This window comes from Serratia sp. 25CWL12 (assembly GCF_055790885.1).
Map to the genome: position 1 here is coordinate 4,084,956 of NZ_CM147698.1, position 16,703 is coordinate 4,101,658.

Sequence of the window (16,703 nt, forward strand, 5' to 3'; positions counted from 1 at the left end):
TACCCGTTATACTTCAAGTTTCTTGGGTGTTAGCTGCGCTCAATCACCCCAGTCACATAGTTTTCTATGCTCCTGGGGATTCCATCGCTGGCATGCCTACAAGCAACTCGAATTATTTTGTGTATATACCAAAACAGGTATCGCTATTTTACTGGGTACGCTACTGCTCGCTAGCACTGTGCAGGCAGGAAAGTTGTCGATTGTAATCGATGATATGGGTTATCTCCCACGTGAAGACAGTGCCATACTGCAAATGCCGGTAGCCATTTCTGTGGCCATCCTGCCTAATTCCCCCCATGCTCACCAAATCGCCACCCAAGCGCACAATCAGGGCCGCGAAATACTGATCCATATACCCATGGCTCCGCTCAGCAAACAGTCGCTGGAACCTGATACGCTGCAACCCTCCATGAGCAGTGAAGAGGTTCAGCGCATTATTCGCGATGCCGTCAATAATGTGCCCTATGCGGTAGGGATAAATAACCATATGGGCAGCGCCATGACCTCCAGCCTACCGGGGATGCAAAAGGTGATGCAGGCACTGGCTGGCTACCAGCTCTATTTTCTGGACAGCATGACCATTGGAAATAGTCAGGCCACACACGCTGCTGCGGGTACCGGGATAACGGTGATCAAACGCAAGGTGTTCCTTGATGATAGCGCCAACCCGAATGATATCCGCCAGCAGTTTAATCGGGCCGTTGATGTAGCACGCCGTCATGGTTCGGCTATCGCCATCGGCCATCCTCGCCCAGCCACAATAAAAGTGCTGCAACAGATGTTACCCACCTTGCCCGGTGATATCGTCCTGGTGAAACCCAGCGCACTGCTTAATGAACCACAGCAAAGTCATGGCAGCGATACACCGCAACGGCAACCACACCCCCTAACGCCGAAGTCGCCATTTAGCGGCACCATCAAGCAGTGCAAGGTTAAGCTGCCGAAACAGGGGGTCAACGCAGGTGACGCCTTGAAGGTGATTGGGGAAGGAGTGGTGCAATCACCCATCGTGGTATTGATTAAACACCATTGGCAGAACTGGGCTGGTTCAACGCAACACCCGCAAAACCAACAAGATTAGCGGAGGAGCACGCCGTGGGCTCCTCCTGGTCGCTTAATCCCAGCTCAAGACGACTTTCCCGGATTGCCCGGAACACATGACATCAAACCCCTGCTGAAACTCGTCAATCGAGAAGCGGTGGGTGATAATCGGTGTCAGATCAAGGCCTGATTGAATCAAGGCCGCCATCTTGTACCAGGTTTCAAACATTTCACGGCCATAAATCCCTTTGATAAACAGCCCCTTGAAAATAACTTGATTCCAATCGATAGACATATCCGAAGGTGGGATCCCCAGTAGCGCAATGCGCCCACCATGATTCATCGCATTGAGTAACGAACGGAATGCCGGTGGTGCGCCGGACATCTCGAGCCCCACATCAAAGCCCTCCGTCATGCCCAACTCGGCCATCACCGCCGTCAGGTCCTCTTTAGCCACGTTCACCGCACGGGTGACGCCCATTTTGCGCGCCAGGTCGAGACGATACTCATTGACGTCGGTAATCACCACATGACGAGCGCCGACATGCTTACATACCGCAGCAGCCATAATGCCAATTGGGCCAGCACCGGAGACCAGCACATCCTCACCCACCAGATCAAAAGAGAGGGCAGTGTGTACAGCATTGCCGAAGGGGTCAAAAATAGCGGCCAGCTCATCGGAAATATTATCCGGGATTTTGAAGGCATTAAACGCTGGGATCACCAGATATTCAGCAAAAGCACCAGGGCGATTAACCCCCACTCCGGTGGTGTTACGACACAGATGAGTACGGCCACCCCGGCAGTTACGGCAATGCCCACAGGTAATGTGCCCTTCACCAGAAACACGATCCCCGATATTGAATCCTTTGACCTCTTGGCCGATAGCCACCACTTCCCCCACATACTCATGGCCAACCACCATGGGTACCGGGATGGTTTTCTGCGACCATTCATCCCACTTGTAGATATGAACATCAGTACCGCAGATGGCCGTTTTGCGGATTTTAATCATCACATCATTGTGACCCAGCTCTGGCTGAGGCACATCAGTCATCCAAATACCGGGTTCCGCTTTTAGTTTTGATAATGCTTTCATGGAAGTACCTTATGCAATAACACCCAGTGTCTTACCGATACGGATAAATGCCTCAACCGCATGTTCAATCTGCTCTGATGTGTGATCAGCCGACATCTGTGTACGGATACGTGCCTGGCCTTGTGGTACCACCGGATAGAAGAAACCGGTGACGTAAATACCTTCTTTCAGCAAAGCGTTGGCAAAATCCTGCGCCAATTTGGCCTCACCTAGCATCACCGGAATAATGGCATGGTCAGCCCCGGCAAGCGTAAAACCGGCAGCGGTCATTTTTTCACGGAACAGCCGGGCATTACTCCACAAGCGTTCACGCAGTGCATCCCCTTGTTCCAATAGCTCCAGCACTTTGATCGACGCCGCCACAATCGCCGGGGCCAGCGAATTGGAGAACAGATAAGGGCGTGAGCGCTGGCGTAACCACTCCACCACCTCTTTTTTCCCTGCGGTATAGCCGCCGGAAGCACCACCCAGCGCCTTACCCAAGGTGCCAGTAATAATATCAACCCGGCCCATCACTTCGCAGTATTCATGTGTCCCACGCCCATGAGCACCGACAAAACCCACCGCGTGGGAATCATCCACCATCACCAGTGCGTTGTATTGATCTGCCAGGTCACACACCCCTTTCAGATTGGCAATCACCCCATCCATCGAGAACACACCGTCGGTGGCGATCATGATGTGACGCGCACCATCCGCCTTGGCCTGCTTGAGTTGCTCCGCTAATTGATTCATATCGTTATTGGCATAGCGGTAGCGTTTAGCCTTGCACAAACGCACGCCATCGATGATGGAAGCATGATTCAAGGCATCAGAAATAATGGCATCTTCCGGGCCAAGCAAGGTTTCAAACAAACCGCCATTGGCATCAAAACAGGAGGAGTAGAGGATGGCATCTTCCATCCCCAGGAAACCCGCCAGTTTCTGCTCCAATTGTTTATGGTTATCTTGTGTACCACAGATAAATCGTACTGAAGCCATACCAAAACCATGGCTATCCATGCCCGCCTTGGCAGCAGCGATCAATGCCGGGTGGTTAGCTAGCCCAAGATAGTTATTGGCACAAAAATTGATAACATGGCGGCCATCGGCAACGGCGATATCTGCCTGCTGGGCGGAAGTGATGATACGTTCTTCCTTGAATAGCCCTTCGGCACGAGTGGTAGCAAGTTGTTGTTCTAACTGCTGATAAAAGGATGCGGACATTTAGTCATCTCCAAAATAGGGATATTTTGGGATATTTTACTGATTTATAACTAAGCTGACGACAATACACGACAGAGAAAATTAAAATTGCAGCAGATATCACGGCAAATGGCAGCGTCAATTAAGCGAATAGGATATTAACCATCCCGCCGATGCTCCTGATGCAATGAAATGCTATTATAGGCGGCATATCAGAGTGAGCATGGTGCATCACCAAACAGAATATAGGGGTAAACCCAATGATTATCGTCACTGGCGGCGCTGGCATGATTGGCAGCAACATCATTAAGGCACTGAATGATCAAGGATATCGTGACATTCTGGTCGTCGACAACCTAAAAGATGGCACCAAATTCGTCAACCTGGTAGACCTTGATATCGCTGACTATATGGATAAAGAAGAGTTTCTCGTCAGCATTATGGCGGGTGACGATCTGGGTGATATCGAGGCTGTTTTCCACCAAGGTGCCTGCTCTTCCACCACCGAGTGGGATGGCAAATACATGATGGATAACAACTATCAGTATTCCAAGGATCTCCTGCATTTCTGTCTGGACCGCCAAATCCCCTTCCTGTATGCCTCTTCTGCTGCCACTTACGGTGGTCGCACCGATAACTTTATTGAAGAACGGCAGTATGAGCAGCCGCTGAATGTCTACGGTTACTCAAAATTCCTGTTCGACCAATACGTGCGTGAAATCTTGCCAGAGGCGGATTCGCAGGTATGCGGTTTCCGTTATTTTAACGTGTATGGCCCCCGTGAAGGGCACAAAGGCAGTATGGCCAGTGTGGCATTCCACCTGAACAACCAGATCCAGCGCGGTGAGAACCCCAAATTGTTCGCCGGTAGTGAAAACTTCAAGCGTGACTTTATCTATGTCGGTGACGTGGCGGCGGTTAATCTGTGGTTCTGGCAAAACGGCGTATCCGGTATTTTTAACTGCGGTACTGGCCGGGCGGAAACCTTCCAGGCGGTGGCGGATGCCGTGGTGGATTATCATCAGTCAGGTGCCGTGGAATATATTGAGTTCCCGGAAAAACTGAAAGGCCGCTATCAGGCCTACACGCAAGCGGATCAAACCAAATTGCGCGCAGCCGGTTATAGCGCACCATTCAAAACCGTCGCCGAAGGCGTTAAAGAGTACATGGCCTGGTTGAATCGTACCGCTTAAGCTGAAGGAACGAATTTACGGTATGAAAATTCTGGTTATCGGCCCTTCGTGGGTTGGCGATATGATGATGTCGCAAAGCCTCTATCGCACCTTGAAGGCCGAGTATCCCTCAGCAGAAATCGACGTGATGGCCCCTGCCTGGTGCCGTCCTCTGCTGGCTCGTATGCCAGAAGTGAATCAGGCATTGGCCATGCCACTGGGCCATGGCGCCTTGGGGCTGGGTGAGCGCCGTCGTCTTGGTCATGCTCTGCGTTCGCAGGGTTATCAGCGTGCCTATGTGCTACCCAACTCGTTCAAATCTGCCTTGGTTCCCTTTTTTGCCAAGGTGCCTTTGCGTATCGGTTGGCGCGGTGAGATGCGTTACGGTTTACTCAATGACCTGCGGGTGTTGGATAAAGCGGCGTTCCCCTTGATGGTGCAACGCTATGTCGCCTTAGCTTACGATAAACAACGTATACTCCGGGCGGAAGATCTGCCCCAGCCGCTACTCTGGCCACAATTGCAGGTCAGCGCCGGGGAAATCGCCGAAACCACAGCGGCATTTAACCTCACCGAGCAGCGGCCGATTATCGGTTTTTGTCCAGGTGCCGAGTTTGGCCCAGCTAAGCGTTGGCCGCACTATCATTTCGCCACCTTGGCACAAGCGCTGATCAATCAAGGTTATCAAATTGTCCTGTTTGGTTCGGCCAAAGACAGTGAAGCGGGGGAACAGATCCGTGCCGCACTGGAAGAAAACAGCCGTGATTTCTGCCTTAATCTAGCCGGGAAAACACAGCTCGAACAAGCCGTCGTGCTGTTGGCTTCCTGCCAGGCAGTTGTCAGCAATGATTCGGGTTTGATGCATATTGCCGCGGCACTGAATAAACCACTGATCGCACTGTATGGCCCAAGTAGCCCGGACTTCACTCCTCCGTTATCTCAGCAGGCCAGGGTGATCCGTTTGATTGATGGGTATCACAAAATCCGTAAAGGCGATGCTGATCAGGGTTATCACCAAAGCCTGATCGACATCCAGCCCCAGCAGGTGTTAGACACGCTGATGCCACTACTTGCCGCCAGCGAGGAATAACCATGCAGGTACTGATCGTTAAAACCTCCTCAATGGGGGATGTACTTCATACCCTGCCTGCACTGACCGATGCCATGCAGGCTATCCCTGGTATTGGTTTCGATTGGGTGGTGGAGGAAGGATTCAGCCAAATCCCCAGTTGGCACCCGGCGGTGGACCGCGTGATCCCGGTGGCACTTCGCCGTTGGCGTAAAAATTGGTTTGCTAAAGAGACCCGGCAGCAGCGCAACGATTTCAAACAGCAGGTACAACAACGCCAGTATGATATTGTCATTGATGCGCAGGGGTTAATTAAGAGCGCGGCGTTGGTGACGCGCCTTGCTCGCGGCAGCAAACATGGTCTGGATTGGCACAGCGCACGGGAACCACTAGCCAGTTGCTTTTATCAGCATCATCATCCTGTGGATAAACAGCAACACGCGGTAGAGCGTATACGCGAACTCTTTGCCAAAAGCTTGGGTTATGAAAAACCGCATAATACCGGGGATTACGCCATTGCCGCGCGTTTTCTTAGCCATCCCCTTGCAGATGGCGGGAAATATCTGGTTTTCCTGCACGCAACCACGCGTGATGCAAAACATTGGCCAGAGCAGCATTGGCGTCAACTGATTGAATTACTTGCCCCTAGCGGGTTAAAGATCAAGCTCCCCTGGGGAGCCGAGCATGAACACCAGCGAGCTTTACGCTTGGCAGACGGGTTTGGGCATGTTGAAGTGTTACCCAAGCTGACTCTTGAGCAGGTAGCCGCCGTGTTGGCAGGCGCTAAAGCGGTGGTTTCCGTCGATACCGGGCTGAGTCATCTGGCTGCCGCCCTGGACCGCCCGAATGTCACCCTGTATGGTCCAACAGACCCGGGGTTGATTGGGGGGTATGGGTTGAATCAGAATTCATTGATTGCGCCGAGAAAAAATATACTAGAAATCACCGCTAACGCTGTCCGGACAGAACTACAAAAGGCCATCTAATGAAGAAACTGCATATTATTAATTTAGGGAAAATGGGTGGTGTTGAACGCCTGTTTTTGCAGTATATCAACGATACCACTGATAACAGTAACGAAGTAATTTGCATCAGCAGTGAGGTCGCTAAAGAAATTCGCCAACAGATGCCAAACCAGGCCGTGACGTTTGCCAATCGATTAATCAATTCACTCTCGCTGCGCTGCCCGCAATTTTTACGAAAATACCTTCTGACAAGAAAAATAGAAAGGGCCAATGCCGATGTGATCATCGTATGGGATCTGATTCCCGGTCTAGCAGCAAAACCTAAACGCGGCAAATTGATTTATTACGATCATGGCTGCTCCTGGCGTTATCCCAAAAATCATAAGACTCTGGGTTTCTTCGCTATGCTGGATGGTGTTATTTCTGCATCCCATGCGTCGAAACGCGTGATGGAATTACGTTTTAATTTACCCTGCCCAAACCCAGTAGTAATCAACCGTATCAAAACGCCAACAGGGCTTAACGATACCCCCAAGTTACTATCGCAACCAGTCAAGATCGGTACTGCTTCTCGACTAGTAAGTCTTAAAGGAATCAGCGTTTCCCTGCTGATGATGCAAGAGTTATTGCGTCGTGGACATCATGTTTCTTTAGAAATTGCAGGCAAAGGTCCAGACAGAGCAGCCTTTGAAGCTCTGGCTGAACGGCTACAACTCGGTGATCACGTCATATTCAGCGGTTTTCAAGATAATGTCGCAGACTTCTTTAACCGTATCGATATTTATATGAGTACACCGATTACCGAACCGTTCGGTTTGTCCTGTATGGAATCACTCTATTTTGGTGTGCCTGTAATATTCCCACTAATCGATGGTCAACCAGAGGCAGTGAAGGATGGTTATTGTGGTATTGGGCTAACACCGTCTATCACTATTGAACAGCATCAACATCTAACCGGCATAAAAGTTGATTTCCCACATGATGTTTACGATCCACTCAGTGATTCACTCGTTAAGCCAAAATTATTGTCACATATCGATTGCGCAGATGCTGTGGAGAAACTGTTGGTGACAGATACTTACCAATTTCTTAGCAAAAATGCCCGTAATTACCCAATGACACATTTCAATTATGCAATGTTCAAGACTGATTTTGACCAGACTCTACTATCCTTGGCCACCCAGAATTAACCTAGTTGGAAAAACAGAACCATGCTGACAGAAAAGGCCCCCCATCCAGCATTTAGCTATCTTATTTATTTAGGGTGTGCTGTTGCTTTTTTTACCATTCCTTTCGGTTCCAACATTGGGCGTGATTTTTTTTATATCTCCAGTTACCTCTCATTGATTGTTATTTTCCTGCACGCAAAGTACTTCTTCAGAAACAAGATGAACCTAATTTTACCTATGCTTTTTTTCTGCGTAGGGATAGGATCCATTCTCTGGATGAGCGATTTTAAGCAACCAGGTGACTATATCAATATTTACCGCTCATACTTATCAACCGGAAAGTTACAAATAGCTACCGCATTTCTTTTACTGTTCGCACTGAATGAACGCCTTTGTATGCAGCGTGCATTTATTGTCGTGGCTTTAAGTTGCGGTTTGGCTGTCAATGGCTACGCACTTTATCAGGGATTGATATTAAATATTCCACGTATTGAACTCAACTTTGATCGCGCCACTGTCGTTGCCTATATTATGACCGCCATCAGTCTGGTCATGATGCAAGCCATTCTGATGTTACAAACTCGTTACCGCCTGATTTTATATGTTTTGGCTTTCTTGCTCACGTTCTCCAGTATCATCCTAACCGGAACAAGAGCTGCCATGTTGGTCTATCCTCTTGCGTCCATCTTATCGCTACTAGCAACAACAGAGTTAATATCTAGAAAACGCAAAATCCAGTTGGTAATCTCAATCCCTTTATTACTGCTAGTGAGTGGTGTTGTCTTCAAAACACAGATAGAAAAACGTATTAGTGATTTTAAAACCGACATACAGAGGATTGACCAACCCAAAGTAGAGAACTCAATTATTTCCAGGCTAAGTATGCAGGTCGTGGCTATACATGCTGGATCAGATGCACTATGGGGCCAATCCGCAGAGTTACGTGGCGAAAAAATCCGTACCATTGTCGCGCAAGAGCCCCAGCTATATGGAGCCATGCCCTATATCAATGTCCATCTACATAACGAATTACTGGAAACCTTTTCTCTTAAAGGTCTCTGGGGGGCGCTATGTTTACTGGCACTCTATATTGGTCTGTTTGTCTCGTCGCTGAGACCTCACCGCAATGCATTACTGCTAGGAATAAGTTTCAGTCTATTTGCTTACGGACTCAGCGATGTCGTTTTCTTCAGTAAGGAAGGTACCGTTATATTCTGTCTAGCGATTATTGCCAGTGTACTTTCCGTGAAAAAAAGTCAGGAGCCAACAGCATGAACCTGACACCACCTCTGCTTAGTATTATTGTTCCATTCTACAATAATGAGGATTTTATCATCGATAGTTTGGGGTCATTATTTGATCAAATTCGTGATGATATTGAAGTAGTAATTATTGATGATGGCTCGACAGATTCATCCTTTGTATTGGTCAACGAGTTTCTACTAAAAAAACAACATCCCTTAGTAAAATTTATTTCTCAGACAAACGGTGGTATTGCCAATGCCCGCAACGTCGGGTTACAAAATGCCGGTGGGCGCTATGTCACTTTTCTGGACGGAGATGACATGCTATGTACTGATTATCTGGCAGTTTTACACCCATTACTGCTCGAAGACCGCGAGGATTTGATTGATTTCAACTATCAGAAATTCACCGTTTCTCCCTCTGTTTTACCCACAAATCAGCAGGTCAAACACATCGTGTACGACTTTCAACATCAAGGGCTGGATTGTCTAAAACCGCTATTTGCCAACTCGATGTGGCATCTTTGGAGTCGGGTTTATCGGCGTACATTGCTAGCAGGAGATACTTTTGAAAATGGGCGGCGCTATGAAGATGTTATCTTCACACCTTTCCAATATTTCAAAACCCGAAAAATTGCCCATATTGACCATGCTCTCTATCTATATCGCGATAATAACCAAGGGATCACCCGCAATATCAAGGCTAAAGATATTGAAGACATGCTGTTTGCGATGAAAAAAATGCTGCAATTTGTGGCACAACACCAAGGTGATGAACCGCTACGACAATTGGCTGCATTGATGCTCGCCAACTGTTTCTCCGAGGTGAAGTCCATGTCAAAAATAGTTTACGGCTATTATCACTATGAACCAGAGACCCTAAATACTCTTCGTCAGGCGGCCATGATATGCCAAGATAGTGACGTCCCGGGAAAAAAAGTCCGCCAAATGCGTTATGCACGAGTGGATACTTTTCTATCGAAAATGCGTTGGTGGCTACGCACCATCATACCAAGACGTTTCTAGCTTCTTATCAAGAGTTCAAAGACATATGAGCCACAATCTCATCATAAACACGCTGTGGCTGAATAACCCCCACCGGTCCATCAACCTCCAATGGCATGGTATAACCCGTTCGAGAAAGATGAATAATTCGGTGCAATTCTACATCCTGAATTGGTCCGGTAGACCGAGGATCAGCCGTCACAAATAAACTTATCGTCTTGGTTTTCAATGCAATCGCCAAATGCAAAGGCCCCGTGTCCCCAGATACCAGTAGATCGAGGCTATCAATTAATGTCAACGTTCCCTGTAGCCCAGTCTTACCTATCTTATTATCAACACAAGTCCGAGTATCAGGATGAATAAGCTGCAGGAACTCTTGTGCTTTCTTTTCATCTTTTTGCCCTGCACCAATCAACACAAAGCGCACATTTTGATATTGGACAGCCAACATATCCGCCAACTTGGCAAAGTGACCAACCGGCCAACAACGAGACTCTGTAGAAGCCCCAAGTTGAAATCCAATTGAGCAAAATTCGATGTTTCTAATGCCTGGCTTATAGGGGACAGGAATTTCCATAGTCGGATCGTCACAACGACACCCTAAAATGGAAATCAACTCCAGTTTTCGGCGGATAAAGTGCCCATAATAATGGAATACATAGTTGGTCAACCAAGGTTCCAACCCACATATCCCTGAACTATAGTTATCTCTGATGACATATTTTGCACCGGCCATAATGGCACTGATAACGTCATAAGGTAGGTGTGAATGCAGGATCAGAGCCAGGTCCGGCTGATGTTGCCGCAATGATTTCAATAGAGGGCCGATGGTCTTTATTTTACTGTTCCAGTAAATCACCCGATCATAATAGCGACCATTTTCTACTAACTCGCTATTTTTTTCATGTACTACCAGTGTGATATGTGCGGCAGGATAACATTCACGCATCGCTCTCAACACCGGGGTATTGAACATGAAATCCCCTAAAGCTGTCGTGGAATAAATAACGATATTCTCGAACTGCATTTTGCTGTCAAAGGTCGCTTTATCCTGGAAACGACCATACTTCGCGGTATAACGTCGCAAGAACCAATCAGCAGCCTTGATTTTCCACTTTTTCGACATGTTAATTCACTTTAACCTGATAATATTCAGCCAACGTCATACCCACCGTGCGTTGCTGTAGCCAATCAAATAACTGTTCTAAATCCCGATACAAGGCTTCAATATCCTGCTCATTTTTAAAGGTCGGGCTGCCACCGGGCATAAACTCGGAAGAGTGCAGCATAAACTCGACGTAATCATGCCCTTGTGCCAGAGAATTTTCCGCCACTCGCTTCATTTTTGCCAGATTATGACCGGATGGCCTCAGCCAATCTACTGACGGTGAGCGTTTTTTACCGCGAAAACGATCATAACCTTGCTTGAGCAAATTCATCAACGCAGAGTGTTTATACTGAATACTCATAGGAACTTCCAGCAACATCGAGTTACCGGGTTTGGCAATATTGGCTGGGTCAATAAAATAAGCCTGAGAGGGAAAATGGCGATAATCAGTTCCGCCGTTACCTTGGGGATTGCCCGGTGAATACTGCCAGTTAACCCGTGGAGTGACCGAACAATCTACCTGATAGCCATATTCCAGCAAAAGTGACGCATAAAACTCATTAAACGCCCAGCGCCCGGCACGGTGGCTGCGCATCTTGGTTTGAAAGGTATCTTCCAGCAACTTGGTCATATGATCGACTTTGGCACGGATCTGATTAGCGGGATATTCAATCAGATAAGGCTTATGGCGCCAGTCATTGTCAGTCAGTGGCTCAAGTGGGGGGCTGTTCCAGGCATGCAGATGCATACCCACTTCGGCGGTGCCGCGGGCAATCACATCACGGGCAAATTCGATATAGTGCGCATCCACTGCCATCTCATAATTGGTTAGATAAACTGGCTTGAACCCATATTTTTCACACAGCGCTTGAAATCGCGGCAAAAAACGGCTGTTCTCGGTCAAAATACGATCATGATTTTGCCAAAGGTTATCGCCTTCAGTATCAATGGTAATAAGAAACGCTGGTACGCTCATAAAGATACCTGTTGTTGTGCAAGCAGCGGGCTGATACTCATAAGGCATACATGTTACGCAGCTGATTTCTTCAGGGCAAACAACTTTGTCATCAGACTGTCCGAGGCTTTGCTCGTCAGGGGGGATTTTCGTTATCGGTAAGAAAACTTGGCAATAGTAGCAACATACGATTAGGTCATTTAGAATCACACTTTGGTTTCACTGAAAGCGACTTATGATGAACGACGCGTTAGCCTCGGCTTCTGCCACGCCAATACAGCATATTCTGATCATTAAACTGCGCCATCACGGCGATATGCTGCTGACTACCCCAGTCATCAATACTTTGCGACAGAACTACCCCCAAGCCCAGATCGACATATTACTGTATCAAGAAACGCAAGATATGCTGGCCAGCAACCCGGCACTATCACAGATATTTGTTATCGATCGCCAATGGAAAAAGCAGGGCCTCAAAGCTCATCTCAGCCATGAGTGGCGTTTGATCCGTCAGCTCCGAGCCCAACGATACGATCTGGTGATCAATCTTGCCGATCAGTGGCGCAGCGCGCTACTTTCACGTTTAACCGGGGCGCGCATCCGCCTGGGGTTCGATTTTCCCAAACGCCGAGGTTTTCTGTGGCGCCATTGCCATAGTCGATTGGTCTCGGTGGCTGAACATCAGCATCTGCACACTGTTGAGCAGAACCTTTCATTGCTGCAACCGCTCGGTTTACCCAATCTCAGCCAGCAAGTCACCATGAGTTACAGCGCGCAAGACTGGCAAGCCAGCCAACAACTTTTACGCCAGCATGGCATCAAGGATAGCTATATTGTGGTACAACCCACGTCACGCTGGTTCTTTAAATGTTGGAGTGAAGAAAAAATGGCCGCTACCATCAGCGCACTACAGGCTGATGGACACCAATTAGTGATAACCTCCGGGCCCGATACCAAAGAGCAGCAGATGGTCAAGCAAATACTGGAGCTGTGCCCACAGCCAGGTATCGTTTCCCTGGCAGGGCAACTGACGCTGCGGCAGTTGGCTGCTCTGATTGATCACGCCAAACTGTTTATGGGTGTCGACTCTGTCCCTATGCATATGGCAGCAGCATTACAGACGCCTTGCGTGGCGCTTTTCGGGCCATCAAAATTGACATTCTGGCGCCCTTGGCAAGTCATCGGCCAGGTAATTTGGGCGGGGAACTATGGCGAACTGCCAGACCCTGATGCGGTTAATACCCGCACTGATGAGCGTTACCTCAACATTATTCCTACAGACGTGGTGATTGCAGCCGCGCGGAGCACCCTGGCATGAAAACATTTCGTTTGGCAATTGTTCGCCAAAAATACCGCCCAGATGGCGGGGCAGAACGTTTTGTTTCCCGGGCACTGGAGGCTCTCGAGCAACAGGATCTGGATCTGAACGTTATCACCCGCGAATGGCAAGGTGATGCCAATCCGCAATGGCATATCCATCTGTGCAACCCGATGAAATTTGGCCGTATCAGCCGCGAGCGTGGTTTTGCGCTGGCCGCTAGAGCCTTGTGGCAAAAAGAGCATTTCGATCTGGTACAAAGTCATGAGCGCATCCCTGGCTGCGATATTTATCGTGCGGGTGATGGCGTACACCGCCGCTGGCTGTTGCAGCGAGCACGCCTGCTGCCGGAGTGGCGGCGCAAATGGTTATTCTCTAACCGTTACCATCGTTATGTCATGTGCGCTGAACGCGCCATGTATGCCGCACCTGAGTTAAAAGCGGTGATTTGTAATGCCGAAATGATCAAGCAAGAGATTATCGACGACTTTAGCGTCCCTGCGGATAAAATCAGCGTGATCTACAACGCTATTGATAACCAGAAATTTTTACCTGCGGGTGAACAGCAACGGCAACAACTGCGCGCGCAATTTCAACTTCCCCAACAAGCACACTGCCTGGTCTTTGTCGGTTCCGGTTTTGAACGTAAAGGGCTGGCAGCAGCCATCCGTGCGGTAGCCGAAACCGAGAGTTATCTATTGGTCGTGGGTAAAGACAAAGCCGAGCAACGTTACCGAGCACTGGCGCAATCACTGGGTTGTGGCCACCGAGTGCGCTTTATGGGCGTGCAGCAACAAACACTGCCGTTCTACCAAGCTGCAGATGCTCTGCTGCTGCCAACCTTATACGACCCCTTCCCCAATGTAATCCTGGAAGCGATGTCATGTGGATTACCGGTGATCACCAGTACCACCTGCGGTGGGGCCGAGTTTATCACCCCAGGTGCAAATGGATTTGTCAGCGATGCACTGGATATCCGCGCGCTGACCGAAGCAATTGATGCATTACCTCGGCAAGCGTTGGGGTCCGCCATGGGAGAAACGGCAAGGCAGCGTATTATGTCGGCAACACCGACACAACTCTCAGAACAACTTATTGCACTCTATAACCGACTGCTGGATTAACTATGCGTATTCTGATGATTATCGACGGTCTGCCTGGTGGCGGGGCAGAAAAGGTAGTACTGACGTTATGCCAAGGCATGCAGCAAGCAGGGCATGACATCAGCCTGATTTCACTGCGTGATATCTGTAACTATCCCATCCCTGCTGGGATTAATTATCAAGTGATTCCCGACACCTGCAGGACACCCTGGCGCAAATTGACTGAGCTGTCACGTCGTGCTGCCATGCTGGACCGAACAATTAGTACCAATGAACAGCAAAAGGGCCGTTATGACCTGGTGTTCTCTAACCTGCATAAGACGGATCGTATTGTCAGCCGTAGTAAAGTGATTGATCAGCAACGTCTCTGGTTCTGCATACACGGTATTCTTTCCACTTCCTATCTGGGCCACCGAGCTGGGCTGGATCGCTGGTTAAAGCGCCGCAAGATAGCAAGTATCTATCAGCACAAAAATATTGTTGCCGTCTCACAGGCGGTAGGCCATGACCTGCAGCAAAATTTAAGAATTGAGCCCAATCGATTGGAAATAATCAACAATCCTTTCGATATCAAAGCAATAGAACAAGAAGCCGCCGAGCCCTGCATGTTAGCAGGCAAAGATTATCTGATACATGTAGGCCGTTTCCATCCACACAAGCGCCATGACCGCTTGCTGAAAGCCTATGCGCTCTCCGGTATTAAAGCCCCTTTGGTATTACTGGGTGGCGGAGAAGAAAAAATAGTCGAAGAGACAAAACAGTTAGCGCAAGAGTTGGGGATCCATGAACAAGTACAATTTCTTGGTTTTCAGGCCAACCCCTTCCCATTTATCAAACACGCGCGCATGTTGGTGCTTAGTTCAGACAATGAAGGTTTCGGCAACGTACTGGTTGAGGCATTGCTGTGTGCGACTCCAGTGGTTAGCACGCGTTGTCCCGGTGGGCCACAGGAAATCCTGGAAAAAGTAGGTATGAGCAATGCACTGGCCGAATTAAATGAAAAATCTCTAGCGGAAAAGATGGCAAACATTTATGCCAACCCTCCCGAAATTAATCATCAACAATTATTAAGTTATGGTCTAAAACCTATTTGTGAACAATATATTGCATTAAAAAAATAAACATAGGCAGGGTTGCCCTGCCTTTGCTTAAAACTATTTTAACTGTTGCATTTTTTGCCAAACCTCTTCAACCGGAATATCAGCACAGTTACCACTCGTAGCCTGTATTATCTGATAATCATCCGACCAAGGATGCCATTCTTCCGGTTTGGTCTCACCAAAAAATACCACCTGCTTTTTATTCAATGCCGCAGCCAAGTGCATTTGACCACCATCACTGCACAACACCAGATCGCACAAATCAAATGCGGCTAGCAACTCACGTACCGAGGCGGTGGGATACAGCGCCACTCGCGGATTTTGACACTGCATCAACAACTGTTCAGCGCGTTTATCATCACCAATATCATCTGGAGCCAACGTACCCGGCGGTGACCAAAAAATCAGTACCGAGGCATGATGATCCGTCGTTAAGTGACGAATAATCTCAGCATAGCGCTCCAGTGGCCAACTACTCTTTACTCTGCGGTTACTGAAATGCACAGCATAGAGATGCCCACTGCTGGCAGGTAACAATGCCTTTAAACGTTGCCTGGCGATATGACGCTCTTCATCGGTTAGATAGACACGCACAGGTGGAATCGGAATAACCTTATCCGTTATTGCCGACAAATAGCTATAGGTACGTTCTACCTGATGTTTACCATGAAAATTAGCTGATTTAAAAGGATGATGAATGTCGCTGGTGCCTAAATCAGCACCGATAATATTTTTAGCCCCAATCATTTTTGCCATGCGTAAGCTATACTTGCAAGGCTCTGGATTAGCGAGGATCACTGCATCAAATTTTATTTTTCTTAACTGCCAGAGCATGATTAACCGTTGAAAATAGACACCCAGTGTTGTCTCATTCTTGGCTTTATGTTTCGCCTTTTTATACACGAATACCTTTTCAAGGTGGGGGTTATGCTTCACCACGTCTTGGCTGACTTTATTGATCAACAGATACAGTTTTGCATCAGGGTAGGCAATTTTCACTCCTTCAATCAATGGAGTGGTACAAACCAAATCACCAATATTGTCACGGCGTATTATTAAAATATTCTTCATTCCAAACCTATCAGCCAAATCTTGTGTCAGTCGTCGCCAGCGCTCTTCAAACCACCAAACTAGCACCTTTCCGTGCTGGATATGATACTATTCAGAATA

15 protein-coding genes are annotated in these 16,703 nt (G+C 48.2%); 10 read left to right on the plus strand and 5 right to left on the minus strand.

Annotated features, from left to right (window positions below; all coding sequences use genetic code 11):
- Positions 1–139 precede the first annotated feature (139 nt).
- Positions 140–1,081, plus strand: coding sequence for a divergent polysaccharide deacetylase family protein (locus ACX9GV_RS17770; RefSeq protein ID WP_473198066.1), 942 nt, complete (start codon positions 140–142; stop codon positions 1,079–1,081).
- A gap of 33 nt (positions 1,082–1,114) precedes the next feature.
- Here ACX9GV_RS17770 and tdh read toward each other — a convergent pair whose 3' ends face one another.
- Positions 1,115–2,140, minus strand: a complete 1,026-nt coding sequence (gene tdh / locus ACX9GV_RS17775; RefSeq protein WP_023490541.1) for an L-threonine 3-dehydrogenase — start codon at positions 2,138–2,140, stop codon at positions 1,115–1,117.
- A 9-nt stretch (positions 2,141–2,149) separates the two neighbouring features.
- The gene (locus ACX9GV_RS17780; protein WP_473196405.1) at positions 2,150–3,346 is read right to left on the minus strand and encodes a glycine C-acetyltransferase; all 1,197 of its coding nucleotides are present in this window, start codon (positions 3,344–3,346) and stop codon (positions 2,150–2,152) included.
- A gap of 239 nt (positions 3,347–3,585) precedes the next feature.
- On the opposite strand from ACX9GV_RS17780, the gene rfaD reads away from it, so the two are divergent.
- From rfaD to ACX9GV_RS17810, 6 genes are read left to right on the plus strand one after another with little or no spacing between them, the layout of a single operon-like run.
- Positions 3,586–4,518: an ADP-glyceromanno-heptose 6-epimerase gene (gene rfaD, locus ACX9GV_RS17785; RefSeq protein ID WP_473196406.1), complete on the plus strand. Its 933-nt coding sequence runs from the start codon at positions 3,586–3,588 to the stop codon at positions 4,516–4,518.
- Positions 4,519–4,540: 22 nt separating this feature from the next.
- A complete protein-coding gene (gene rfaF / locus ACX9GV_RS17790) occupies positions 4,541–5,587 on the plus strand; it encodes an ADP-heptose--LPS heptosyltransferase RfaF (RefSeq protein WP_473196407.1) in 1,047 nt (348 codons plus the stop codon).
- A 2-nt stretch (positions 5,588–5,589) separates the two neighbouring features.
- A complete protein-coding gene (rfaC, locus tag ACX9GV_RS17795) occupies positions 5,590–6,552 on the plus strand; it encodes a lipopolysaccharide heptosyltransferase RfaC (protein WP_473196408.1) in 963 nt (320 codons plus the stop codon).
- A complete protein-coding gene (locus ACX9GV_RS17800) occupies positions 6,552–7,721 on the plus strand; it encodes a glycosyltransferase (protein WP_473196409.1) in 1,170 nt (389 codons plus the stop codon). The genes rfaC and ACX9GV_RS17800 overlap by 1 nt, the downstream gene beginning before the upstream one ends.
- A 21-nt stretch (positions 7,722–7,742) precedes the next feature.
- A complete protein-coding gene (locus tag ACX9GV_RS17805; RefSeq protein ID WP_473196410.1) occupies positions 7,743–8,975 on the plus strand; it encodes an O-antigen ligase family protein in 1,233 nt (410 codons plus the stop codon).
- Positions 8,972–9,970, plus strand: a complete 999-nt coding sequence (locus ACX9GV_RS17810) for a glycosyltransferase family 2 protein (RefSeq protein WP_473196411.1) — start codon at positions 8,972–8,974, stop codon at positions 9,968–9,970. The genes ACX9GV_RS17805 and ACX9GV_RS17810 overlap by 4 nt, the downstream gene beginning before the upstream one ends.
- Positions 9,971–9,977: 7 nt before the next feature.
- On the opposite strand, the gene ACX9GV_RS17815 is transcribed toward ACX9GV_RS17810, so the two are convergent.
- Together ACX9GV_RS17815 and ACX9GV_RS17820 are read right to left on the minus strand one after the other, a co-directional pair.
- Positions 9,978–11,075, minus strand: a complete 1,098-nt coding sequence (locus ACX9GV_RS17815) for a glycosyltransferase family 9 protein (protein WP_473196412.1) — start codon at positions 11,073–11,075, stop codon at positions 9,978–9,980.
- 1 nt (position 11,076) lies between these two features.
- Positions 11,077–12,033, minus strand: coding sequence for a polysaccharide deacetylase family protein (locus ACX9GV_RS17820; protein WP_037384831.1), 957 nt, complete (start codon positions 12,031–12,033; stop codon positions 11,077–11,079).
- 214 nt (positions 12,034–12,247) lie between these two features.
- Here ACX9GV_RS17820 and rfaQ point away from each other — a divergent pair, with 214 nt between their 5' ends.
- The 3 genes from rfaQ to ACX9GV_RS17835 are packed head-to-tail and all read left to right on the plus strand — an operon-like array spanning position 12,248 to position 15,554.
- Positions 12,248–13,330, plus strand: coding sequence for a putative lipopolysaccharide heptosyltransferase III (rfaQ, locus tag ACX9GV_RS17825; protein ID WP_023492585.1), 1,083 nt, complete (start codon positions 12,248–12,250; stop codon positions 13,328–13,330).
- The gene (locus ACX9GV_RS17830) at positions 13,327–14,454 is read left to right on the plus strand and encodes a glycosyltransferase family 4 protein (protein ID WP_473196413.1); all 1,128 of its coding nucleotides are present in this window, start codon (positions 13,327–13,329) and stop codon (positions 14,452–14,454) included. Before rfaQ ends, ACX9GV_RS17830 begins: the two co-directional genes overlap by 4 nt.
- A 2-nt stretch (positions 14,455–14,456) precedes the next feature.
- A complete protein-coding gene (locus ACX9GV_RS17835; RefSeq protein ID WP_473196414.1) occupies positions 14,457–15,554 on the plus strand; it encodes a glycosyltransferase in 1,098 nt (365 codons plus the stop codon).
- 33 nt (positions 15,555–15,587) lie between these two features.
- On the opposite strand, the gene ACX9GV_RS17840 is transcribed toward ACX9GV_RS17835, so the two are convergent.
- Positions 15,588–16,604: a glycosyltransferase family 9 protein gene (locus tag ACX9GV_RS17840; RefSeq protein ID WP_473196415.1), complete on the minus strand. Its 1,017-nt coding sequence runs from the start codon at positions 16,602–16,604 to the stop codon at positions 15,588–15,590.
- Positions 16,605–16,703 lie beyond the last annotated feature (99 nt).

Bases quoted from the DNA above. Each gene is read 5' to 3' on its own strand.
- tdh (WP_023490541.1), bottom strand. From the start codon at position 2,140: ATGAAAGCATTATCAAAACTAAAAGCGGAACCCGGTATTTGGATGACT.
- ACX9GV_RS17780 (WP_473196405.1), bottom strand. From the start codon at position 3,346: ATGTCCGCATCCTTTTATCAGCAGTTAGAACAACAACTTGCTACCACT.
- rfaD (WP_473196406.1), top strand. From the start codon at position 3,586: ATGATTATCGTCACTGGCGGCGCTGGCATGATTGGCAGCAACATCATT.
- rfaF (WP_473196407.1), top strand. From the start codon at position 4,541: ATGAAAATTCTGGTTATCGGCCCTTCGTGGGTTGGCGATATGATGATG.
- rfaC (WP_473196408.1), top strand. From the start codon at position 5,590: ATGCAGGTACTGATCGTTAAAACCTCCTCAATGGGGGATGTACTTCAT.
- ACX9GV_RS17800 (WP_473196409.1), top strand. From the start codon at position 6,552: ATGAAGAAACTGCATATTATTAATTTAGGGAAAATGGGTGGTGTTGAA.
- ACX9GV_RS17805 (WP_473196410.1), top strand. From the start codon at position 7,743: ATGCTGACAGAAAAGGCCCCCCATCCAGCATTTAGCTATCTTATTTAT.
- ACX9GV_RS17810 (WP_473196411.1), top strand. From the start codon at position 8,972: ATGAACCTGACACCACCTCTGCTTAGTATTATTGTTCCATTCTACAAT.
- ACX9GV_RS17815 (WP_473196412.1), bottom strand. From the start codon at position 11,075: ATGTCGAAAAAGTGGAAAATCAAGGCTGCTGATTGGTTCTTGCGACGT.
- ACX9GV_RS17820 (WP_037384831.1), bottom strand. From the start codon at position 12,033: ATGAGCGTACCAGCGTTTCTTATTACCATTGATACTGAAGGCGATAAC.
- rfaQ (WP_023492585.1), top strand. From the start codon at position 12,248: ATGATGAACGACGCGTTAGCCTCGGCTTCTGCCACGCCAATACAGCAT.
- ACX9GV_RS17830 (WP_473196413.1), top strand. From the start codon at position 13,327: ATGAAAACATTTCGTTTGGCAATTGTTCGCCAAAAATACCGCCCAGAT.
- ACX9GV_RS17835 (WP_473196414.1), top strand. From the start codon at position 14,457: ATGCGTATTCTGATGATTATCGACGGTCTGCCTGGTGGCGGGGCAGAA.
- ACX9GV_RS17840 (WP_473196415.1), bottom strand. From the start codon at position 16,604: ATGAAGAATATTTTAATAATACGCCGTGACAATATTGGTGATTTGGTT.